The 25,384-nt window shown below is 33.0% G+C and carries 17 protein-coding genes; 7 read left to right on the plus strand and 10 right to left on the minus strand.

Features of this window, described 5'->3' with window-relative positions:
* Nucleotides 1-2: 2 nt before the first annotated feature.
* From ABD816_RS07605 to ABD816_RS07630, 6 genes are all read right to left on the minus strand, one after another.
* Nucleotides 3-473, minus strand: a complete 471-nt coding sequence (locus ABD816_RS07605; protein WP_344926115.1) for a TRAP transporter small permease — start codon at nt 471-473, stop codon at nt 3-5.
* On the minus strand, nt 470-1,453 hold the full coding sequence (locus ABD816_RS07610) for a TRAP transporter substrate-binding protein (RefSeq protein ID WP_344926117.1): 984 nt from the start codon (nt 1,451-1,453) through the stop codon (nt 470-472). The genes ABD816_RS07605 and ABD816_RS07610 overlap by 4 nt, the downstream gene beginning before the upstream one ends.
* A 77-nt stretch (nt 1,454-1,530) precedes the next feature.
* On the minus strand, nt 1,531-2,325 hold the full coding sequence (locus ABD816_RS07615) for a gluconate 5-dehydrogenase (RefSeq protein WP_344926118.1): 795 nt from the start codon (nt 2,323-2,325) through the stop codon (nt 1,531-1,533).
* Between the two features lie 7 nt (nt 2,326-2,332).
* Nucleotides 2,333-3,175 (minus strand): 5-dehydro-4-deoxy-D-glucuronate isomerase, encoded by an 843-nt coding sequence (gene kduI, locus ABD816_RS07620; protein WP_344926119.1) that lies wholly within the window; start codon nt 3,173-3,175, stop codon nt 2,333-2,335.
* A 98-nt stretch (nt 3,176-3,273) separates the two neighbouring features.
* The gene (gene uxuA / locus ABD816_RS07625; RefSeq protein WP_344926121.1) at nt 3,274-4,455 is read right to left on the minus strand and encodes a mannonate dehydratase; all 1,182 of its coding nucleotides are present in this window, start codon (nt 4,453-4,455) and stop codon (nt 3,274-3,276) included.
* Between the two features lie 247 nt (nt 4,456-4,702).
* Complete coding sequence (locus ABD816_RS07630) at nt 4,703-5,533, minus strand: SDR family oxidoreductase (protein ID WP_344926123.1); 831 nt, start codon at nt 5,531-5,533, stop codon at nt 4,703-4,705.
* A 642-nt stretch (nt 5,534-6,175) separates the two neighbouring features.
* On the opposite strand from ABD816_RS07630, the gene ABD816_RS07635 reads away from it, so the two are divergent.
* The 6 genes from ABD816_RS07635 (at nt 6,176) to ABD816_RS07660 (ending at nt 17,957) form a co-directional block, all read left to right on the plus strand.
* Entirely contained in the window at nt 6,176-7,846 is a 1,671-nt protein-coding gene (locus ABD816_RS07635; protein ID WP_344926125.1) for a pectate lyase family protein, read from the plus strand.
* Between the two features lies 1 nt (nt 7,847).
* Entirely contained in the window at nt 7,848-11,954 is a 4,107-nt protein-coding gene (locus ABD816_RS07640) for a hybrid sensor histidine kinase/response regulator transcription factor (protein WP_344926127.1), read from the plus strand.
* Between the two features lie 84 nt (nt 11,955-12,038).
* Nucleotides 12,039-13,232, plus strand: coding sequence for a glycoside hydrolase family 88 protein (locus ABD816_RS07645; protein WP_344926129.1), 1,194 nt, complete (start codon nt 12,039-12,041; stop codon nt 13,230-13,232).
* Between the two features lie 149 nt (nt 13,233-13,381).
* A complete protein-coding gene (locus ABD816_RS07650) occupies nt 13,382-15,823 on the plus strand; it encodes a glycoside hydrolase family 2 protein (RefSeq protein ID WP_344926131.1) in 2,442 nt (813 codons plus the stop codon).
* Between the two features lie 97 nt (nt 15,824-15,920).
* Entirely contained in the window at nt 15,921-16,391 is a 471-nt protein-coding gene (locus ABD816_RS07655) for a DinB family protein (RefSeq protein WP_344926133.1), read from the plus strand.
* Between the two features lie 492 nt (nt 16,392-16,883).
* Nucleotides 16,884-17,957, plus strand: coding sequence for an alpha/beta fold hydrolase (locus ABD816_RS07660; protein ID WP_344926135.1), 1,074 nt, complete (start codon nt 16,884-16,886; stop codon nt 17,955-17,957).
* Nucleotides 17,958-18,050: 93 nt separating this feature from the next.
* Here the strand turns inward: ABD816_RS07660 and uxaC are convergent, their stop codons facing one another.
* Both uxaC and ABD816_RS07670 read right to left on the minus strand, forming a co-directional pair.
* Complete coding sequence (uxaC, locus tag ABD816_RS07665) at nt 18,051-19,457, minus strand: glucuronate isomerase (RefSeq protein WP_344926137.1); 1,407 nt, start codon at nt 19,455-19,457, stop codon at nt 18,051-18,053.
* Between the two features lie 234 nt (nt 19,458-19,691).
* A complete protein-coding gene (locus ABD816_RS07670; protein WP_344926139.1) occupies nt 19,692-20,642 on the minus strand; it encodes a YHYH protein in 951 nt (316 codons plus the stop codon).
* A gap of 231 nt (nt 20,643-20,873) precedes the next feature.
* Between ABD816_RS07670 and ABD816_RS07675 the strand changes: the two genes are divergently transcribed.
* Entirely contained in the window at nt 20,874-23,741 is a 2,868-nt protein-coding gene (locus ABD816_RS07675; RefSeq protein ID WP_344926141.1) for an esterase-like activity of phytase family protein, read from the plus strand.
* A 67-nt stretch (nt 23,742-23,808) separates the two neighbouring features.
* Here ABD816_RS07675 and ABD816_RS07680 read toward each other — a convergent pair whose 3' ends face one another.
* A complete protein-coding gene (locus ABD816_RS07680; protein ID WP_344926143.1) occupies nt 23,809-24,327 on the minus strand; it encodes a hypothetical protein in 519 nt (172 codons plus the stop codon).
* A gap of 1 nt (nt 24,328) precedes the next feature.
* Entirely contained in the window at nt 24,329-25,090 is a 762-nt protein-coding gene (locus tag ABD816_RS07685; protein WP_344926144.1) for an MBL fold metallo-hydrolase, read from the minus strand.
* Nucleotides 25,091-25,384: the final 294 nt, after the last annotated feature.

Raw genomic sequence — 25,384 nt, forward strand, 5'->3', positions numbered from 1 at the left:
GGTTATGCCTTTAATTTTTTAGTAGATTTTAATAAAGTATATATCGAATAATAGCAAACTAATAAGCCACTGATGGGAACAACTAAATAAATATATCCTAAAGGAATCTCTAATGTCGCTGACTTTTGCTCAAATAAAAAAGTAAGCCAACATAAACGAGCTCCACCAATCAGCATTACTAGTAATCCAAATAGAAATACCGAGAGATGAACAATTCCATTATACAATAAAGGTCTTTTATTCACTACAGATGAAGGAATTAAGTCAATAGCCAGGTGTAACTGTTTACCAGTTGCATACGTAGCTCCTAATAATCCCAGCCAAATCAATGAAAAACTAGAAATTTCATCGGTTAACGTGCTTGGTGATTGTAAAATAAATCTGGAAAACACCTGCCATATTACACTAAAAAGCATAATGGATAAAATAGCAATAAGTACTTTTTCTAATAAGGTATCAATTACTATTTTCATAAGTTTATTTGTTTAATGTTTTTTATCAATTCCAGCACCTCTGGTTCATCCTTAAATAAGTCTACAATAGTAGTAGTTTGCTCCTCAAACTTAGTCTTGTCAGGAGTTATAATCTCTACTCCCGCAGCTTTGATTTCGATTAATGCTTTTTCTTCTGAAGCTGCCCATAACTGCCTTTGTACAGTAGTAGATTCTCTCGAAGCCTCCTCCAGCCAGCCTTGCTCCTCTTTATTCAATCGTTCCCACGTATCCAGGCCTATTAACAACACATCCGGAACGGATGTATGCTGATCCAAACTAAAATATTTACAAATTTCATAGTGCTTCGAAGTATAAAAACTAGGGAGGTTATTTTCTGCTCCATCTACTACTCCCTGTTGCAAAGCCGTATATAATTCACCCCAGGATATGGGTGTTGGAGCTCCTCCTAGCTCGTTGACCATCGCTACTGCCATATTACTCTTTTGTACTCTGATTTTAAGTCCTTTTAAATCTGCTGGAGTATGAATAGGCTTATTTTTAGTATAGAAACTTCTACTACCTGCATCATAAAAAGTAAGTCCTCTTAGTCTGAATTTATCGCCTTTAGTAAGCATGGATGCTCCTACCTCTCCATCAAAAACCTGAAACGCATGAGCCCTGTCGCGAAATAAATAAGGAATACTAAGCACTTTATATTCTGTGATAAAATTCTCTAAAACTGCAGCGGAAACTTTGGTTATATCTAAACTCCCTATTTGTAACAATTCGAGACATTCTCGTTCAGCTCCTAATTGACCGCTAGGGTACAATTGAACAGTAAGCTTTCCCTTAGATTTTTCTTTTAGCTTTTCACCTAAAATTTCCATCGCCCTATGTACTGGATGATTAATATCCAATGTATGTGCTAAACGAAGTACTTTTGTTTCTTTCTTCTCAGTGCAAGCACTCAAAAGTAAAAGAATAACAGTAAGCATTCCTATTTTTTTTGCAATGTCCATGTACCAGTGTATTTAGTTACTAAAAAATGAAATAAGAGATATTTTTAATGAAAATTATAAAGGTTTTCATGACCTTATCAAGATTCATTTGCTGGTTTTCCTATGGTTGCTAAAATTCCACCATCTACATACAAAATATGACCATTTACAAAATCACTGGCTTTAGATGCTAAGAAAATAGCCGCACCAGCCAGATCCTCAGGATTCCCCCATTTACCGGCAGGAGTCCTTCCTACAATAAAATCATTAAAAGGGTGTCCATCAATACGAATCGGTTCAGTTTGCGAAGTAGCAAAATATCCGGGACCAATACCATTTATTTGTATATTGTGTTTCCCCCATTCTGTAGCCATATTCTGAGTAAGCATTTTTAGTCCTCCCTTTGCTGCAGCATATGCTCCTACACTATTGCGACCTAATTCACTCATCATAGAACAGATATTAATTATCTTCCCTGCTTTTCTTTGGATCATACCCTTTACCACATGCTTAGAGACAATAAATGGACTTACTAAATCAACATCAATTACTTTTTTAAAATCAGTAACTTCCATGTCTTCCAGCGGAATTCGTTTAATAATCCCAGCATTATTAATAAGAATATCAATAGGAGCTACTTCAGACTCAATTTTGTGTATCGCTCTTTGTACCGCTTCCTCATTTGTAACATCAAAACGATATCCTTTGGCGTCAATTCCTAACGTTTTAAATTCACTAACGGCTTTATCTATTTTCTCTTGAGAAGAATTCCCGTTTATAATAATGGTAGCTCCAGCCAATCCCAAACCTTTTGCCATGGCCATTCCTAGTCCATGAGTTGCACCTGTTACTAATGCTGTTTTTTGACTGATATCAAATAATGTTGTTGACATATATTTATTATTTAAGATCGGTTATTGCACATGTATCCATATCAGAATAATCCAGATTTTCTCCTGCCATACCCCAAATAAATGTATAATTAGAGGTTCCTGCACCAGAATGAATTGACCAGGGTGGTGAAATTACTGCTTCTTCATTTTGCATCCATATATGTCTCGTTTCATGAGTTTCTCCCATAAAATGACACACTGATTGCTCCTCTGGGACTTCAAAATAAAAATACACTTCCATTCTTCTGTCGTGAGCATGCGCGGGCATCGTGTTCCAAACACTACCAGACTTTAACTCTGTCATTCCCATTTGTAACTGACAAGTATCTACAACTCCTCCTATAATCATCTGCACCACAGTTCTATGATTTGCAGTTTCTAATGATCCTAATTCTATTTTATTTGCCTCTTCTTTAGTCACTTTTTTTGTTGGATATGCATGATGTGCAGGTGCAGAATTCAGATAAAATTTTGCTGGCTTTGCAGCGCTATTACTTTTAAAAGTTATATCCTTACTTCCCTTACCTATATATAATGCATCTTTGTATCCTAATGCATATGAGGTGCCATCTACTACTACCTCTCCTGCATCACCTACATTAATAATTCCAAGTTCTCTTCTTTCCAGAAAATAATCTGCTTTTAACGGATCAATCGGTTCTAATTTTAACGGAGAAGCTCCTGGTGTAGCAGATCCAGCAATATACCGATCATAATGTGTATATGTCAATGCTATTTTTCCTACCTGCATTAAATTATTAATCAAAAATTCTTCTCTTAATTCTGTTGTATCCAAAGCTTTTACCGCTTTTGGGTTAGAAGCATATCTGGATTCATAAGTTGTTGCCATAAGATTATAGTTTATATAGTTATTTTGTACTTCAATTTTTATTCTATTAATGAATTGCAAGTATTACTTACTGTTTCTAATTTCTAGTTTGTATAGAGTTACATTGATTGTTTGATACCTAATTCTAATCCACGCAATTCTGCAAGCCCTCTCAATCTACCAATACCAGAATATCCCGGGTTGGTTTTTTTCTGTAGATCATCTAACATTTTATGTCCGTGATCGGGACGCATAGGCATAGACAAATCTGTGCGACCATTAATTTTGCGTTTATTTTGTTCAAAAATTAATGCTTTCATTACCTTATACATATCTACATCTCCTTCTAAATGATTTGCCTCATGAAAATTACCTTGTTCATCACGTTTAGTACTGCGTAAATGAATAAAGTGTATTCGATGCCCAAGGCGCTTTATCATTCCTGGAAGATCGTTATCAGCACGTACACCAAAAGATCCTGTACAGAAAGTCAATCCGTTACTAGGACTATCCACAGCTGTATATATATCTACGATATCTTTTTCAGTACTTACAACTCTGGGTAGTCCCAAAATAGGATATGGAGGATCATCTGGATGAATACACATAAGTATACCTTTTTTTTCTGCAGTAGGTATGATCTCAGAAAGAAAATAGAACAAATGCTTTTTCAACTCTTTTGATCCTATATTTTTATAAGTTGCCAAAATATCATTGAAATCTGCTAATGAATACCCTTCTTCTGCCCCTGGTAATCCTGCAATGATATTGTTAATTAATTGTTGTTTTTGATCCTCAGTCATATTAGACGCTAAAACATTTGCCTGTTTTATTTGTTCTGTAGAGTATTCCTTTTCTGCATTAGGTCGTTTTAATAATAAGAGATCAAAAACCGCAAATTCTAATGCATCAAAACGTAGCGCAGTAGAGCCATCTGCTACTTCATATTCCAGATTAGTTCTTGTCCAATCTAATACTGGCATAAAATTATAACATATAATATGTACTCCACAAGTCCCTAAATTTTTTAAAGTAGTTTTGTAATTTGTAATAAATTTCTCAAAACCTGAAGCCTGTGTTTTAATAGCTTCGTGGATCGGAACACTTTCTACTACAGACCAGGAAAGTCCTGCTTCTTCAATCTCATTTTTTCTTTTTTGTATTTCTTCTACAGTCCATACTTCTCCATTAGGAATATGATGTAAAGCCGAAACTACTCCAGTAGCTCCTGCTTGCCTGATATCTGATAAAGAAACCGGATCATTAGGCCCATACCATCTCCATGTCTGTTCTAAACTCATTTCTCTATTATATTAGTTATTGGTTATTAATTTATTACTGGCAAAAAACAGTAGTCACCTAAAAGATAATACAGGTGGCACCTCATAATCTTATTAATTACTTTCTAACATCCAAAAAATTTTGCTAACGAGGTATCAGAAACAAGACCACTACGCTACAAAAATCCAGAAACAAAACTGCTTTTATCCTGGTTCTTAAGTCTGAATACCTGATTCTATGCGCCATACTCTAAGCACAACACTATCATTAAACACCGCTAAATGCGCTAAAACCTCCATCAATTGCCACAACAACACCAGTAACAAAACTAGAAGCATCACTGCAAAGCCACTCAGTAGTACCTACTAAATCTTCTGGCTCACCATAACGTCCCATTGGAGTATGCTCAATAATAGTTTTACCTCGTGATGTTGCTTTTCCTTCTTCATCTGTCAATAATGCCCTGTTTTGATCAGTTAGAAAAAAACCAGGAGCCAATGCGTTGACACGAATTCCTACCTTTGCAAAATGAACTGCCAGCCATTGTGTAAAATTAGAGATCGCAGCTTTTGCTGCACTATATGCAGGTATTTTAGTCAATGGGGTAAAAGCATTCATAGATGAAATATTTAATACACAGCACCCATCTTTACCAACCATATCTTTTGCAAAAATTTGTATAGGCAATAATGTTCCTATAAAGTTCAAGTTAAAAACAAATTGAATACCATTAGGATCTAAATCAAAAAAAGTTTTGAAATCCGGGTTTTTATTTTCTAAATCTTCCAGAACAAAATGCGTATGAGATGTGGTTCCTTTAGGATGGTTCCCTCCTGCTCCATTGATCAATATATCGCAAGATCCTAGTTCTGAAGTCACAAGTTTTTGAGCAGTAATTAAAGATTCTTTTTCCAAAACATTTGCCGCTATACCGATAGCAATACCTCCTGCACTATTAATTTGATCTGCTACTTGATCAGCAAGTTCTTTTCTAAGATCAAGAATTGCCAATTTAGCTCCTCTTTTTGCCAGCGCCATAGCCAATGTACTCCCTAATACACCTCCACCTCCTGTAAGCACTACTACTTTATTTTTCATAATCACAATCCAATTTATTTTACTCTCTTCAAAATTGGGATTTAAATATGAACATTTTAAAAAATCACATAAAAAGATCATACGTTATATGGGGTAAAAAAATCCAAATCACTTTATATCAAATACTTAAAAAATAATCATCGATATAAAATATACTATCCTTATCTCAACGCATATTCTATTAAAAATAACAATAAATAGTGATTTTTTTCTAATTTTTAAGACTCTACCATTAAAACCACGCATAAATACAAACAAACAAAACCATTCTAATACCTATATTTTACAATGGTTACGACGTAAGACAAGATAGTTTGTGTACAATTGTACCCCATATTTTGTATATCGCATTATCTTATTTTTAATACTTTTATATTATAGTTTATGTAAAATTTGATATATCAGATTAAACATCCCTCTTAGTCTCCGGATAATGTGGAGGCGCTCTAGCCTACTTTCTTTTAGAGAAAGGGCTGGGGATGGATGTTTATTTTAGTGATTAAAGATGAGGATCATCTCAAAAATGATGGAATTAATAAAAAATTATAATCTGAATTATCCAAGTAATATAATATGGATACTTATTAAATGATTTTCAAAATAAATAAGAAGATCATTCGAACAAAAAATAATTATAAGCTTATGGATACATTTTTACGTATATCAAAAAAAACACTAGGGACAGTAATATTACTCCTGACTTATATAGTATCGGCTCAAAAAAATACTGAAATTTTTGATGTTATAAAAAAAGATAACATTTTTTTACCTGATTTTAGTTATGCTGGTTATCATTTTGGAAAAGAGCAAATCGCCGTACCACAAAATAGCACAATTATAAACGCATTAGATTTTGGAGTGATCCCTGATGATGGTTTAGATGATTCAAAAGCCTTATTAAAAACGATTAAAAAAGCAAATACTTTACAAAATCCAGTAGTGATCCAATTACCTGCTGGCAGAATTATTTTAAGTGATATTCTATATATTGAGCGGAGTCATATTATATTGAGCGGTCAGGGTACAGGACCACAGGGCACCGAAATTTTCTGCCCAAGGCCAATGATGTATCTGGAAAACCCAGAAGGTTTAAAAGAATTAAGAGAATACCTTACAGATCAAAATAAAATACAAAAAGAAAAAGTAAATAATATTAATATCCCTTTTTCTCAATATTCCTGGTCTGGTGGCTTCTTGTGGGCAAGGGTTCCTGGTAAAAGAGTAAAATCTTACTTACAAAAGTATGATACTCCACCTACTATTCTAGGAACAATAGCAAAAGCACCCAGAGAAACAAAAACGATAAACGTTCAAAACTTAAGAAATATTAATGTAGGAGATGTTGTCGAAATTCAATGGTTTAATAAAAAAGGAGAACAGGGTTCTTTGTTAAACGAATTATATGGTGAGAAATCTCCTAAAATTGGATCGCATCATTGGCTATATCCTGATCTTCCACTTGCAAGACAACAAGTAAAAGTTATTGCTGTTACTAAAAATACTATTACTATCGCCTCTCCATTACTCCTGCATATCAAACCAGAATATGAAGTGCACATTGTATTATGGGAGCATCTGGAGGAGGTAGGTTTCCAACATTTCAAAGTTACTTTTCCTTATTCTAATAGAATTGCCCATCATGTAGAACAGGGGTATAATGCAATGTACTTGACCCGTTTGTTTAATAGTTGGGTTAAAGATGTTGTTATAGAAAATGCAGATAGTGGTATCTTAACAGAAGCTATTGCCAATGTAACTGTTGAGGATATTGTTACTAAAGGAAATAAAAAAGGGCATTATACAGTACAAATGGGTGGTGTACATAATGTATTAGTCAAAAATTTATCTGTACAAAATGATGTCATGCACCCTTTAAGTTTTAACACATTTGCTACAAAAAGTGTTTATACACAATGTGAGGTTTTAAAGAACCCTATTCTGGATCAACATTCTGGTGTTAATCATCAAAATTTGTTTGATGCTATTAGTGTATTTGTATCCCCTGATGAAACAGGTACATACGAGTTGTTTAAAGGAGGTGGCGCTGGATATTGGAAACCTTCTCATGCCTCCTATAACACATTTTGGAATATAGATGTCCATTTTTTGAGTCAATTAAACGATACCTCAGCTATTTTATTAAACGGAATGAAAGACGGACCTAATGCCAGAGTTATTGGAGTCCATGGAAATAAATTAATAAAAGTAATGTATGGTCCGGATGCATATCAACAATTTACAAACAATGATATGACAACCTATCCGTCATTATACAGATACCAATTAGAAAAAAGATTAGCAAATCATAAATAAAATGCATAAAAAGATACTATATATTTTTATTTGCTGCAGCATCTCTCTTTTTGCTCAAAATGAGGTGTTTAATAAATTTATCCATATTTCTACTCCAGATGGATTATCCCAAAGCTCTGTGATTGCTATTGAGCAGGACAAATTAGGACAAATATGGATAGGTACGCGAGATGGACTTAATAAATATGACGGAGATAAAATTACGATATACAGAAATATACCTAATGATAGTACTTCCATTAGTAACAATGATATCTTATCCATACAAGAAGACGCTGAGGGATTTATCTGGATAGGTACTTATCACGGACTTAACAGATATGATCCTAAACTAAATTCTTTCACATCTTATTTTAGATCTAATCAGAAAGGAGCTATCACAGATAATACGATCTGGAAAATCCACGTAATGAAAAATGGAGAACTATGGATTGGCACCTCTAATGGTTTGATGGTTTATGATAAAATAAATGATTCCTTTATACCTGTCAAAAATAAATCTTCTGATAATAAAAGTATTTCTAATGACCATATTCTGGATATATATCAGGATCATGACGAAACCATCTGGATTGGAACAGCTAATGGGCTGAATAAACTGATTAAAAGAGAAGCTCATATTTTTCAATTCGAACGATTTCTTACTAATGAAAGTGAAGGAGGTCTAAGTGATGGATATATTCAAAAAATCATTGAAGATGAAAAAGGAATAATATGGATAGGAACTAAACATGGTGGATTAAACAAAAGTAACACTTATAAGGATAGTTTTACACGTATTTCTAACATCTCAGACGAGCAATCTATGGATAATGATGTCCGTAGTATGGGCATTGATCTCAAAGGAAATTTGTGGATAGCTACATATGACGGATTATTTATTAAAGATCAAGAGGACAAAATTATACGTATTAAACATCAGGAAGGAAATCCTAAAAGTTTAAGTAGAAACACCCTGAAAACATTATTTGTTGATAAAAAAGGATCTGTTTGGATAGGAACCTACTATGGAGGATTAAATATTTGGGATACATCAAATTCTAATTTTATATCTATCTATAAAAATGGAACTGATGGTGATATAGAATATGGGGTCGTTAGTTCAATTGTTCAGGATCAACACGGAAAAATATATTTCGGAACAGAGGGAAAAGGAGTTTCTGTATTAGATACTAATAATAAATCATCCTATCTAACTTCTTCTACAGGAAAAAATCTACCAGGAACTAATATAAAATCTTTATTTCTTCATCAAAACAAGCTATGGATAGGTACATATAATGCTGGAATAGCAGTATATGATCTCTTAAAAAAAGATTTTGATTCGCGATTCATTAGTTCAGAATTACAATCACTATTAGAAGATGATGGCGTATACGCGATACAAAAAATCGAACAACATATTCTATTAGGTACATTTGGTAGTGGCTTAGTCATGTATGATCTGGAAACCAAAAAGCATCAGTTTATCTCTAACAATCCTTCTGATACTACATCACTTACAGATCAACGTATTCGTGCTATTACTGTAGATCATCATAAAAACCTATGGATTGGGACACAAAATGGATTAAACCTAATTAAGAATGAGCAATTCGACAAAAACAATTTTTCTATACAACGCTTTTTTTATAATGAAGAACAACGCTCTGGTGACGATATCTTATCCATTTTTGAAACATATGATGGAGATATACTTATAGGGACAAAAGCTAGTGGAATACTTATTTATAACGGAGTAGAGTTTGAACGTTTAAAATTACATGTTCCAAACACACAAATACATACTGTATACGGTATTGTAGAAGACGATAATGCCGCTTTGTGGATTAGTTCTAATCAAGGGATTGTAAACTATGATCCAAAAACAAAAAAATCCATTCTATATAACCAAACAGATGGTTTGATGAGAAATGAATTTAATAACAATGCTTGTCTAAAAAGAGCTGATGGAAGTCTGTTTTTTGGAGGGCCTTCTGGTGTTTCTTATTTAAACCCTAATAGTATTGAAAAAAACAGGTATGCACCCAAAGTTATTCTTACTGGTTTTAAAGTACAAGGAGAAGAGGTACAACCTGCCGGTAAAAACTCTATTCTCACTAAAAATATATCTTATATTCAAGAACTTACGCTAGATCACGATCAGGCTTCATTTGCCATTAATTTCTCAATTCCTAATTTTATTAATGCAACAAATAACCAGTATCAATACAGACTGAAGGGGTTAGAAGATAATCGATGGTTGTACACCAAAAATACTGAGGTTAATTACACCATACAGAAATCAGGTACATATCAGTTTGAAGTTAAAGGAGCAACAAGCGATAATATATGGAATGAAACCCCCACTGTTTTAACAATTCATATAAAGCCTACACCCTGGTTAAGTACCTGGGCTTTTATAGGATATGGATTGGGTATTTTACTAGTACTTATTGGATTAAATCAACTACTAAAAGTACGAAGAGAATTAAAATACAAATTAGAACTAGAGCATCTGGAGAGTACCAGAATTAAGGAAATGAATCAGTCAAAACTGAATTTTTTTACTAATATTTCTCATGAGTTCAGAACTCCTCTTGCTCTTATATTAGGACCACTACAACAGCTAATAGAAAACTATGAAGGAACCAATAAAATGTATAAAAAACTATTGGTTATCGAACGTAATGCAGATCAACTGCTTATTTTAATCAATCAACTCTTAGACTTTAGAAAATTTGAAGATAAACATCTAAAATTACAAGCTGCTGAAGGTAATCTGGTTAAATTTTTGAAAGAAATATTCTTGTCGTTTGATGAATTTGCTAAACTAGGAAAGTATACCTACACATTTGAAAGCACAGCAGATGTTATCAACTTATATTACGACCGTTATAAATTAGAACGCGTCTTTTTTAACCTTATCTCAAATGCCTTTAAATATACCCCGGAGGGAGGAAAAATTGAAGTAGCCATTAGTCTTGTTCACGATTACGTGTCTGTTGAAATAAGAGATAACGGAAAAGGTATTGATCAAGAATTTGTTGATAAAGTATTTGATCGATTTTATGAGATTGCAGGTGGACGAGCATATCAAAAACACTTTAATCAAGGCAGCGGAATTGGACTTTCTATTGTAAAAAAAGCAGTCTACTTACATAAAGGTAAAATAACAGTTAGAGAAAATGAAGATAAGGGAACTATTTTTACCGTACAGTTACTTTTGGGCAAAGCGCATCTGGACAGAAGTGAAATTATTAATGATTTTAAGATCAGTGATGATATCAGCCAATATAAAGCGCAAATTCCAAAAAATACCAGTATATCAGAATTAGATCTGGATAGTTTTACTACAGATGAAAAGAAACCTGTAATATTGATAGCAGAGGATAATGACGAACTAAGATCTTTTATAAAAGACCTTCTAAAAGAATTCTATCAAGTAGAAGAAGCCGAAAATGGAGCTATCGCTTTTAAAAAAGCTTTACAAAAATCTCCAGATCTGATCATTAGTGATGTAATTATGCCTAAAATGGAAGGTACAACACTCTGTTCTAAAATTAAAGGTGATATTCGTACTAGTCATATTCCTTTTATATTACTTACTTCCAGAACATCCTTAGTATATAAAGTAGATGGACTTGCATCTGGCGCTGATGCTTATATCAGTAAACCTTTTAATGTCAAAGAATTTATGTTAATCATAAAAAATCTTTTAATTTCTACAGAACGATTAAAAGAAAAATTTTCTTCTGGTACTTTTGATTCTAATGATTTTACGGTGACTTCGGTTGATGAGCAGTTATTAAAAAAAGCAATTAGAATCGTAGAAGAAAATATTGATAATTCTTCTTTTGACATTCCATTTTTCAGCTCAGAACTTGGTGTAAGCAGAACCATGTTATTTACAAAAATTAAAGGGTGGGCTGGCCTTACTCCTAACGATTTTATTCATTCGATTAGAATGAAAAGAGCTACACAATTGTTAGAATTAGGTCAAATCAATATATCAGAAGTATGTTATAAAGTAGGATTTAGAAACCCAAAATATTTCACCAAATGCTTCAAAAAACACTATAATCAAACACCTTCAGAATATGCGGCAAAATTTTATAAAGAAACATAGATAGTACGATTGATAGTATTTGTTAATCTTAGGCCTGAATGTTTAGGCTCCTTTTAAATAATTAATTCATAAATAAATACCAGTATGATAAATAAGTTTTTATATACGTTCATAGGACTCCTATTGCTACTTACAAGTTGTAAAAAGACAGTAAATGAAACTACCACATCGGATCCAGTAGTAAAAGATTCTATTATCAAGTATACAGACAGATTTGATAAATTACTTGCATATCCGGTAGATTCCATGTCATTTCCGAGAAGTTCAGATCATTATGGAAAAATTAAAAAAGTACCTTCAAAAGATTGGACAAGTGGCTTCTTTCCTGGTAGTTTATGGTATATCTACAAACTCACTGGTAATCAAAAATATCTTGACAGGGCAAAAGAATGGACTACCCTTGTAGAAAAAGAAAAATCAAATAACAGAACCCATGATATGGGATTCAAAATTTTCTGTAGCTATGGAAACGGATACAGGTTTACAAAGGATACAATCTACAAGAATGTAATTATTGAAAGTGCTAAAACATTGTCAACCCGATATCGCGAAAAAGTAGGTGCCATCAGATCATGGGATTTTAATAAAAAAGAATGGGATTTTCCTGTAATCATTGATAATATGATGAATTTAGAACTCTTGTTTGAAGCTTCCTTGTATACAAATGATAGTATCTATAAACGTATTGCTTATCAGCACGCTCAAACAACACTAAAAAACCATTTCAGAAAGGATAACAGCACCTATCATGTAGTAGATTATGACACCATTAGTGGTAAAGTAAGATCAAAAGTTACGCATCAAGGGTTTGCTGATGAATCGTCTTGGGCCAGAGGTCAAACATGGGGAATATATGGATACACTATGGCTTATCGTTACACAAAAGATTCGTTATTTTTAGAACAAGCAAAAAAAACTGCACACTTTTTTATGACGCACCATAATCTACCGGATGATGGTATCCCCTACTGGGATTTTAATGCGCCAAAAATACCAGAAGAACCTTTAGACGTGTCAGCAGCAGCTGTAATGGCATCAGCTCTTATTGAGTTATATAGCTTTACTAATGAGCAAAAATATTTAGATTTTTCTGATAAAATAATAGAGAATCTTTCCTCTCAAAAATATGTAATTCAAAGTGAGACCGATATTCCATTTATTTTAGATCACAGTACCGGAAACTGGCCAAAAGATGATGAAATAGATGGCCCCATAAATTATGGAGACTACTATTTTCTGGAGGCACTGTTTCGTAGAAAAGAATTAATAAATAAGTAGACAATGAGCGGTTGGTCATTTTTTAAAAAATAATCTTCTGTAAACTTCTGATTTAACACCAAGCGCTTACCATTTTACATTAGCTACACCTTATTCTTTTAAAGTCTGGTATACATTATAAAAAAAACAAAAAAAGTAATACTATAAAAATGAAATTAGAAACTAAAAACAGTCAGTATATCTGGTTGACAAATCGTTGCGCAGCATTCTTTTTAGCAATTGGGGTGATGCTGATAAGTGTCACTAGTTTTAGTCAAACTATAAGAACTAAACAAAATATAAATAAGGGATGGCAATATCTTGAGGAAAATACGCTCAATGTAGAAGACATTGTCAATTTTAATTCCTGGAGTACTGTTGATATTCCTCATAGCTGGAATAGCACAGATGTTACAGATTTAGAACCCGGATATCGTAGAAGTGCAAGTTGGTATAAGAAAAACCTAACCATAGCAGCTATCGAACAAGACAATGTTTATAAATTATACTTTGAGGGTGCAAACATTACCACAAAGGTATACGTGAATAAAAATCTGGTAGGAGAACATATCGGTGGCTATATTGGCTTTGAAACGGATATCACAAAATTCCTCAAAAATGGAAATAATGAAGTTTTAGTGCGTGTTGATAATGGATATAATCCTGAGATTATTCCATCTCAAAAAAGTGATTTCTTTATTTATGGTGGCATTACAAGAGATGTGTGGCTTATTACTAAAAGTGAAACAAATATATCAAAGGTGATTGTTAATACCCCTACGGTTTCAAAAGAGCAGGCTACACTAGCAGTAACAGTAAATCTTGAAGGCGATATTGCCTCAACCCAACTAGAAATACTCGCGACTATTCTGGATCCTTCTGGGAAAGAGATAGCACAATCAAAAGGTAAAGCAAATACCGAAACAGTAAACCTGAAGTTTACAACTTTTAAGAAACCTGCTTTATGGGATATTGATACTCCTAACCTATATACTGTAGTAGTATCACTCTTAAAATCAGGAAAAGAAATGGATAAAACTTCAGAAAAGTTTGGTTTCAGGTGGTTTGAGTTCACAGACAATGGACCATTTTATTTAAACGGTAAAAGAGTTTTATTAAGAGGTACACATCGTCATGAAGAACACGCAGGTTATGGAGCTGCCATGCCAAATGAGTTGCATAAAAAAGATATACAAGACATAAAAGATATGGGAGCTAACTTTATCAGGTTAGCACATTATCCTCAAGATCCGGAAGTCTACAAAATGTGTGATGAACTAGGCTTATTAGTTTGGGATGAAATTCCGTGGTGTAGAGGCGGTATCGGAAATGAAACCTGGAAAAGAAATACCAAAAATCAATTAACCGAAATGATTTATCAGAATAGAAATCATCCTAGTATTATCTTATGGTCATTGGGTAATGAAATTTATTGGTTACCTGATTTTAAAAATGGAGATGATACTGAGGAAATCAATATTTTTTTAAAAGAACTAAATGCACTCGCACATCAATTAGATCCTAGCAGAAAAACAGCCATCAGAAAGTATTATGCCGGATCAGATATTGTAGACGTATTTTCTCCATCTATCTGGTCAGGTTGGTATTCTGGTAGTTATAAAACGTATGAAAAAGCGGTTACTAAATATATCAAAGAATATCCACATTTTCTACATGCGGAGTATGGAGGTTCCAGTCATATAGGGCGTCACGTAGAAAAACCTATAGATGGTGAAGGCGCTGTAGATAAAGACAGCTGGACAGAAGCTATTACACAAACAGGGGTTACTAATATTGCCCAAATTGGAGATTGGAGTGAGAATTATATTGTTGACCTCTTTGATTGGCATCTAAGAATTTCTGAAACCACTCCTGATTTTGTAGGAAATATTCAATGGGCTATGAAAGATTTTGGAACCCCTCTTAGACCAGAAAATGATATTCCGTATATGAATCAAAAAGGGATTATGGATCGCGCAGGAAATCCAAAGGATGCTTATTACGTATTTAAGAGTTATTGGGCAAAAGAGGCCTTTACCTATATAGAATCTCATACCTGGACAGAAAGACAAGGACCAAGAGATGAAGTTAGAAATATTAGTGTATATAGCAATTGTGATGAAGTAATTTTATATCACAATGGTAAAGCATTAGAAAAAAAGAAAAGAGATATTAATCAGTTTCCTGCCTGTGGTCTTACTTGGGATATCACGTTTAAAGAAGGCTTGAACCAATTAAAAGCAATAGGGTTTAAAGACGGAAAAGAAGTGACAGACAATCTGGAGATTAAGTATAGATATACCACAAATGATATCGCAAAATCATTAGCATTATCATACGATACGTTACCTAATGGTCATTATTTAGTGACAGCAATCGCAGAAGATAAAAATGGATTACGATGTCTGGATTATGAAGATCGCGTATATTTTCAATGTTTAGCAGGTGGTGTTACACAAAAACATATGGGCACACCTACAGGAAGTGAATCAATTAAAATGGCAAATGGTAAAGCGCAGATTGAAGTAGTTCCTGATCAAACGAATACGCCTTTACAGATGACTGTTTTAAATCAGAGTTTTAAAGGCACCTATTTAACGATAGAGAAGTAATTGTACTATAAATCGGAATTTATCTTAAGTTAAATACGTTAAATTTTAAATATATAATTTAGATTTTTAAATTATACTTTTAAAGAAATAGTAATTTATGAACTCAATAGAAATTATTCTAATAAACTTCTCAGAAATCAGAAGAAGAAGTATCAACTTATGGAGCGGAATCCCTAAAGAATATCTAGGCTGGAAACCTGACGAAAAAGCTTTTACAGTGCTAGAAATGATTATACACGTTTTAGAAGGAGAACATCTTTTTCATAAAATAATTGAAAACCGAGGGGATTTAGGAAATTATCAATCTCCTTGGTTCAAACTGGAATACTCGCACTTACAGAATGAATTGGAATTTTCTAAAAAATACCGAGCCAGTTTTTTGAGCATGATTAAAGGACTTACAGAATCAGATTTAGAGAACATCAAAATTGAAAGAAAAGAAGTCGGACAAAGCAAAATATTAGGTGATTATCTAAACCGAATCGCATATCACGAGTCTGTGCATACTGGTCAGATGTTAAGCTATCTAAGAACCATAGGAATCGATAGACCACAAATATGGGATTAAACCCGATGGTAGTTAACAGCTAATTATGATGTAGTGATAGTGTTAACCAAGACTATTACTATATCATAATCTTTACTACTAACTGCTGTAAAAATTAAAACATTCACCTCATCTCAAATAGAGAAAATTCCCGTATATTTAATAATTATAAAATCATCAAATTATATAAATTCTTTTGCTTTATATCAACAGTATAGTGAAGTCTTTAACTCATAACTAATAGAAAAGGTTATTTCTATTAAAGACTATTCATTTTTTTACATCAGAATGATTTAAAACTTTTGATCTAATTTTTCAACTTTTAAAATAAAAGCTATGAGTGGGTATAAGTTTATTAGTATGAATCAATAAAGACATCTTGAGTATAGGTAAATTAAGTTCACTAAAAAACAAATATAACTTTTCATATTTTCATTGGCATACGCATCTGTTTAACCAATGAATAAATACAAATAATATATTCTTAAAAACCAATTTATAACCTTTAGTATTATGAAAAAACTTAATTTTATTGCAGTCGCGTTTATTATAATTTTGAATATGTCTTGTGAACGAGATATAGAAATAGTAAATATAGATAATGATGATACATCTGTATCAAATGGTACTACATCCTCTGATGGGATGGAACTGGAATTGACTAAGAAAAGAGATCAACCTTCTTTACCGTTATCTCATTTTGATTTTGAAACTAATACTATTATGGTATCAGTTGGTAATGATCAATTTCCTGTTGTAGATGCTGGTGAAGGCCCAGTAGCATTATTAATACATGGATGGCCGGATAGTAAAGAAATGTGGAGATATCAAATCCCTTTTCTGGTGAATGCTGGTTATAGGGTAATTGCGCCGGATCTTCGTGGTTTTGGTGGTGCTCCAAAAACACAGGATATAGCTGCTTATGGACTTGGCGCATTAATGAGCGATATTATTACAATACTGGATAACATGGGTATTGATAATGTAAATTTAGTAACTCACGATTGGGGTGCGGCCATAGGTTGGACAATGGCGAGATATAGACCTGAATATGTTAATTCCTTCGTTACCATATCAATAGGAGCAACAGGAAATCCCGGTTTTGATCTTATGGAACAACGCAGAATGAATTGGTATCTTTACATGTTTGCACAAGAAGGTATGGGAGCTTATGAACTTTCTAAAAATGATTGGTATCTTTTTAGAAGTATTGTTTTTCATCCAGATGAAGATACTATTATTGATAATCTTTCAGAACCTGACGCATTAACAACATCAATGAAACCTTATCAGGCAAATTTTGCTGAGACACTCTTAGCAGCTTGTCCAGGTCAAACATATAACCCAGGAAATGTTGATATAGAATATCCACTTGTTACTGCCCCTACTCTAGGTTTATTGGGCAAATATGATTTTGCAATGCTACAACCGCAGATGATATATTCTAAGGATTATGTAGTTGCTGGCAATTTCAAATATAAGTATTTTGACGATGTAGGTCACTGGATGATGCTAGAAAAACCTAAAAGAATCAATACTATTATAAAGAATTTTCTAGATTGTCATGCCTTGTCAGATTGTAATTAAATTATAAAACAGTTTAGACAAATAAAAATGAGATTGTCCTAAGACAGGAACAATCTCATTTTCTATTTATAGGCAGTCATGAGACCTAAACAATCAAAAATCAAAATACTCTTTAGCATTAAAATAGCAAATATCAGAAACTATTTTTCCTAACCATTTTTCATCATTTGGTAATTCTCCTTTTTCAACATCGTTACCAATTAAATTACAAAGAATCCTTCTAAAATATTCATGTCTGGGGAACGATAGAAAACTTCTCGAATCCGTTAGCATTCCAACAAAACAACTTAGCATTCCGAGACTGGATAGTGTATTAAGATGTTTTTCCATACCATCTTTTTGATCCAGAAACCACCATGCGGCGCCATACTGTACTTTACCCTTGATATTTCCATCATTAAAATTACCCGTCATTGTGGCAAATACTTCATTCTGAGAAGGATTTAGATTATAGATAATTGTTTTTGCAAGTTGATCTGTTGCATCTAGTTGGTTTAAATACCCACTAAGTGCTTCTGCCTGAGTATAATCACCAATAGAATCAAATCCAGTATCTGGTCCTAATTGAGTTAATAATCGTTTATTGTTATTTCGTATTGATCCAAGATGAAATTGTTGAACCCATCCCCTCTTATGATAACATCTGCTTAAAAACTGTAACGTAGTAAACTTAAAAAAATTAATTTCTTGTTTAACTAGCGGTTTATTGTTTCTTATTTTCTCAAAAAGAGTAGCTATATTAAATTGTCCCTGATCAAAATAATATAATTGTTCTAATCCGTGATCAGATAATCTACCTCCACATTCATGAAAATAATCAACTCTATTTTCTAAGGCAGCCAAGAGATCATTGTATGATTTTATTTCTATATTAGAAACTGCGCTCAGTTGATCAAGGTATGCTAAATAACTTACATTATTCTCTACAGCAAACGCTTTGTCTGGTCTGAAAGTAGGTAAAACTTTGAGTTGTTTTTCGTTCCTCATTAACGATTTATGAAAACCTAAATCATCAATAGGATCATCTGTGGTACACGCTGATTCTACTTTCATCATTTTTAATAACCCACGGGTTTTATATTCAGGTTGTTTTAATAACCCTTGCGTTTGATGATAGATTTCTTCAGCGTTTTTCGGGGATAGCAACGCATCTATCCCAAAATAACGTTGCAATTCCAAATGTGACCAATGAAATAATGGATTTCTTACCGTATAAGGAACTGTCGCTGCCCATTTTAAAAATTTATCCTTGTCACTAGCTCTCCCGGTAATAAATTGTTCGTTAACTCCTAAAGTACGCATGGCTCTCCATTTATAATGATCCCCTTGTAACCATACTTCGCTGATATTTCTAAATGCTCTATTATCTGCAATATCTTTGGGTGACAAATGATTATGATAATCTATTATAGGTAAGTCTTTTGCATATTCATGAAACAAGGTTTTGGAAAACGTATTCTGAAGCAAAAAATCTTCATTCAAAAAAGTAGAATTTGTCATATATTAAATACTGATATGTTTATGAAGCCGGTTTAAAGTATCAAACAATATATCAACAAGATATAAAACTAAAAATCAACTTTTACAAAAGCAATGTAGTTATTGAAATTGAATAAATAATCAAATCTAGGGGGTACATTCATACAAAAGCATAAAATACAGCAAATTGATTAGTAGCACGTATGCTTTGTCTCAGGTAATCACCTGCCACATTTAATGTATTAGAATAATTATTTAAGGACTCACTACCATATTACCAGTTTCTCCATGAAAACATCCAATTATTTGATTACCTCCGGGAGTTCCTGCATGATAATGATATCCTCTTACTTCATCTTCGTGCCCGTGACACGTATCTAAATCTGTAGGCTCTTTACCGTTTGTATCCAGTAATTCAAAAATGCCAAACCCATCTAATGCGTATCCGATCATAGACGCATGTGCATCTTCCTGAGTGATTTTTTTGGTACAACCAGTAGCAGCGTGATAATGATATCCTCCGTGAGGATTTACATGCCCTCCACAATCATCTAATGGTGCAACTGTATGAGCAGCAAGAATCGCATGTGTAGGTGCAGGTGGATCAAAATTAACTCCATTAAACGCTAACCCTAATGGTTCTCCTCTACCAGGGTTCTTTTTTTTCTCCGAATATATTGGTGAAACCGGTATGTAATAGGTAGTTATTTTATCCTTATAATAAGATGGCATGCATTCTACGCAATGATTTTTATAAGCTTCCTCTACATTTGGTTTAGCAGCTCCCTCACAAGCTTCTTGTGTTGTAGTTACCCTGATAGAACCATCTTCATTATATAGTTTCCACTTGGCATCAGCATAAAACTCGGCTATGTTTGCTATAAAATGACCGTCTACATCATATACTTTTCCATCCTCAAACCAAATGCCTCCTTTTTCTTTTCCATCCTCAATATGTCTGGGACACCAAGGTCCCATCGTATGTTCTCCCGGTTCTGATCGTACTTCTATTTTATAACAATTGGTGGTGGTACCTCCTGAAAGTTTGACTTCTTCTATGGTAATAGGTGAAAGTAAATTTTCCTGAATAAAAAACGTGGCATCTACAGCTACAGCTTTTGATGTTGATTCTTTTTCCTTCTGTTTACAGGTAACGATTGATAATGCTATTAGTATTAACAAAAGATATATAGTACAACGCCCCATTTTTTTTATTTGAAATTAATATTAGTATTTGCTTGTTTTTACGTATATAAATATAGAATAATTAGCTGACAGTCATATAGCCGAACCTAATTAATCTATGAGTTTATTCAAAAACATTAAAATAAAGTACCTAACCTTATCCTAATCATTTGTTGAAGAGGAATCAACATTTTAGTAATATCTCATCGGTACATTTGAGCATTACCAAATATAATCTTAAGCCTTTTACATATGAAAAATTATTCTTACTCAATTTTAACTTTAGAATCAAAGAGAAGGTTCATTTTGCTCTTTATCTATGTAGTTACATCAATTTCACTAATTTCCCAAACCACTAATCAAACCCAAGAAAAAAATACAGCTTTTGATATTCCAATAGACCGTTTTTATGGTACCGCACTCCATGCTAAAGGATTAGATAAATCCTTTCATAATTTTGGTGATATTTTAGTATCAAGAGCAGTATTACCAGCATCCAGTTTTTCTGAAGGTCCTACATCGGGAAAATATATTGGTATACATCCAATCAATGAACAAGATGTTCCTTTTATTAACAAACAACCTGTTCAGGGTTTTTCTGCTGTACTAAATAATTATGATGGTACATTTATGGCAATGTCTGATAATGGTTTTGGGAGTATCGAAAATTCTGTTGATTACCATCTACGTTTATATAAAGTAAAACCAAGATTTGAATCAATTATTGGATTCGGACAAGGAGATATTCAGGTTTTAGATTTTATTGAACTTAGAGATCCTAATCATTTAATTCCTTTTGCTATTACCAATCATTTTACTACAAACAGAATTCTTACGGGAGCAGATTTTGATATAGAATCTATACAGCGAACCGCAAATGGTGAATACTGGATTGGTGATGAATTTGGTCCATTCTTATTACATTTTGACAAGAACGGAATTTTACTTGACTCTCCCTTTCCTCTACCAGATTTAGAAGTATCTGGGAAAGAATTACGCGCTCCTCAAAACCCATACAGCGAAGAATCCAGTGCTATCAGAATTATGAATGCTATGAGAGCGCACGCAGAGGTTAATAATAGTAAAGATCCCGTAATGTCACCCTGGTATGTAATGCTTGATGATGGTGATGAAACTACTTTTGTAGAAGATCGAACCAATCCTCCATTAGAACTTACAAAAGCATCCAGTGAATTATTTAATGTTACTTCTCTAAACACAGCGGGACATCCCGTTGTTGTATATACCGTAAATGATTTGGAGACAATGAATCGTTTATTAGAACTTGGAGTGCAAGGTATTATTACTGATAATCCGGATTTATTACTAACAGCAGTACAAAATTTTGACCCTAATCAAGATGGACAACCAGATTATATGGATGAAAATGGTCTAATTGATATCAATTTATTTGATGCACAAGGTCATAGAGGTGCTAGGAATTTACGTCCAGAAAATACATTACCCGCTATGGAAGCTGCATTAGACTATTTAATGCCAACCTTAGAAACAGATTGTGGGATTACATTAGATGGAGTTCCTGTTTTAGATCACGATCCTCATATAGAAGCTGCAAAAACTCGTAAAGTAGATGGTACTGCCTATGAATATGAGGATGAGGTTTTGGTTAAAGATCTTACCTTACAAGAAATTCAAACTACCTTTATTGCTGATAAGATTCTCGCTGGCAGACCTAACCAACAAAATGAATTAAACTTATCTCCTGTATCAGTAGCATTTGCAAAAGAATATAATATTATGAACCCGTATATTATGCCTTCTTTACAGCAATTATTTGATTTTGTAAATTACTATATTGAATACTATAAAAATGGTAATGGATCTTCTGATTCTAACGCAACAAAACGTTGGAAAAATGCAGCTAAAGTTCGTTTTAATATTGAAACAAAAATAAATCCAAGAACTGATGCAGATGATCGAGGAGATGTTTTTGCAGAACGAACTTTTGATCCAGAAACTTTTACCAAAGCTATAGGGGATTTAATTCTTGCAAATGATCTTTCTGATAGAGCCGACATACAAAGTTTTGATTTCAGAACACTACTAATCGCTCACAAGCAATATCCGGAAATAAGAACTGTATGTTTGTTTGGTGATTTCCCTAAAGTAGGAACTTCTGGTGATGGAACAAATTTACAAGATCAAAATGGAGAAAACACACCCTGGCTGGCTGGATTATATTGGCCATATAGACAGACAATATTAGATACTCCATTTAAAATAAAACAAAGTGGAGGTTTTGAAGGAATGGCTCTAACTACAGACGATACTACATTACTACCACTGTTAGAAAAACCTCTTGAAAATAGTTCAACTACCAATCTTTTAATCCATACATTCGATATCTCCAGTAAATCATATACTGATAAAAAGTATAACTATCCACTCTCTGAGAATGCCAGCGCCATCGGGGATTTTATAATGTTTAGTCAACAGCGAGGATTAATTATAGAGAGAGACGGCTCTCAGGGTGATCTAAACGGATTTAAAGCTATTTATGAGATAGAATTAGAGAAAGATTCTACTATGGTAAGAAAACAATTAAACGTGGATTTACTTGCTATAAAAGATTATCGAAGGATTTCTGAACCTGGATTAGAAGGAGATATTGGAATAGGGAGAGATTTTGCTTTTCCATTTGTAACTATAGAAAGTGTAGTAGTTTTTAACCCTTTCCTGATTGGTGTTCTAAATGACAATAATTACCCATTTAGTGTAGGAAGACATATTGGTACAGGACAACCAGATGATAATGAATTTATTATGATTTGGTTAGATCAACCTTTAGGCAGGCCTTGGGATGAAACAAAAGACTCTTTATCAATGATTACTTCTAATTTTAAAATTTATCCCAATACTTTTGAAAATAAAGTCACTTTTTCAACTAAATCGAAAGCTAAAACACCCATTAGTATTGATATTTATGACATCACAGGGAATTTAATTAAAAATATAAGACCAGATACATCTGACACAAGCACATTTGAATATACTTGGGATGGTTTATCTAATCATAACCTCGCAATTCGCTCTGGAGTATATTTTGCAGTGATAGAAATGGATGGAGCTTTTATCAAAAAGAAATTAATAAAAAAATAAACATAAATTGCATAACATTATAATACCTGTATTCATATTTTAATATCAATACAGGTATTATTTTGTTTTAATTTCTAGGATATAAAAATGATTTTTCGACCTCAAAATCTACCACTCCATCTTTTTTAACATCATACGTCATAAAAAGTTGGCCCCAATAAACGCCATCTGTAAAATCTGCAATCATCCATTTATGATTCAATAATTTCACAGAATTAATAGCCATCTTACCTTCCATACCATCAAAGGGGACAATGGGATTATCAACACCGGCTTTATTTTGAGAAATAATTTGATCCACGATGGTTAATTCGAGTTTTTTAGCATCATATCCTTGCTTTTCAAAATAGGTAGTGGCTTCCTCATCTCCTGCTAATGAAAAGTATGTCAAATCCAGATTTGCATTCATTAACGAGTCAATATGACTATCTTTTGCTTTTACTTCTGCCTTTGTTTCTTTGATTTTAGTTTCAAGATTTTCAATCTTTTTATCATAAGACTCTTTAGCTTTCTTAGCATTCATAAATTGAAACAATACAAATAATACAGAAAAAATAAATAAGTATAAGAATATTTTACTTCGCATTTTATATAGTAATTTTTAAATTATCATAAGCAATAAAAACATGATCAGGCAATTGTGCCTGAACTTCTTCATGAAACCCTAGTAAATGACTTATATGGGTTAGATACGCTTTTTTTGGTTTAATTTCTTCAATAAATTCAAGTGCTTCTTCTAAATTAAAATGAGAATGATGCGGCTCTATTCGTAATGCACTGACTACTAAAACCTCTAAATCATCTAACTTTTTACGCTCCTCCTTTTCAACCGTTTTCACATCGGTTAAGTATGCAAAGTCTTTAAACCTAAAACCAAAAACCTGTAATCGATTATGCATTAAATTTATTGGGGTGATATCCAGGTTACCCAACGCAAATGGTTGGTTAGTTAGCTCATTTTCGATAACGCTGGGCGCGCCCGGATATTTATTTTCAGAAGAAAAAATATAGTTAAATCTTGACCTTAAAGCTTTTAAAACTCGTTGATGCGCATATACAGGAATATCACCTTGCCTAAAAAAAAATGGACGTATATCATCCATGCCCATCGTATGATCTGCATGCTCGTGTGTAAAAATGATTCCATCGATTCTCGAAACCTGATTAGCCAGCATTTGTTGTCTAAAATCCGGACCACAATCAATTATATAGGTATACTCATCCCAGGAGATTAATACAGATACTCGTAAACGCTTGTCTTTTGGATCCTTGCTTAAACATACCGGGTGATCACTACCTATTATAGGAATCCCTTGTGATGTGCCTGTGCCGAGAAATGTAATATCCATAAATAACAATACTAAGAAAACAAATGTACTATAAATTTAGGGACTAAAAATAATCTCAAAATAAAGATAAACATAAAAATATTACACTTATAATGATATATGATGACTAATAAAATAGAATTTAGTCGAAAAATCCAGGCAAACAAACGCAGAAAACATCATCACATTCTATATTTGATTATCTATTTGGATAGTCAGACTAAGCGTATTTAAAAATAAGGGTATAATACTTCTAAAAATTTCTAAAATTTAAAGATATCTATAAAAAAAATTATGGTTAATTCTTTTTTTCTG

This window comes from Aquimarina addita (genome assembly GCF_039539305.1).
GTDB classification, from domain to species: domain Bacteria; phylum Bacteroidota; class Bacteroidia; order Flavobacteriales; family Flavobacteriaceae; genus Aquimarina; species Aquimarina addita.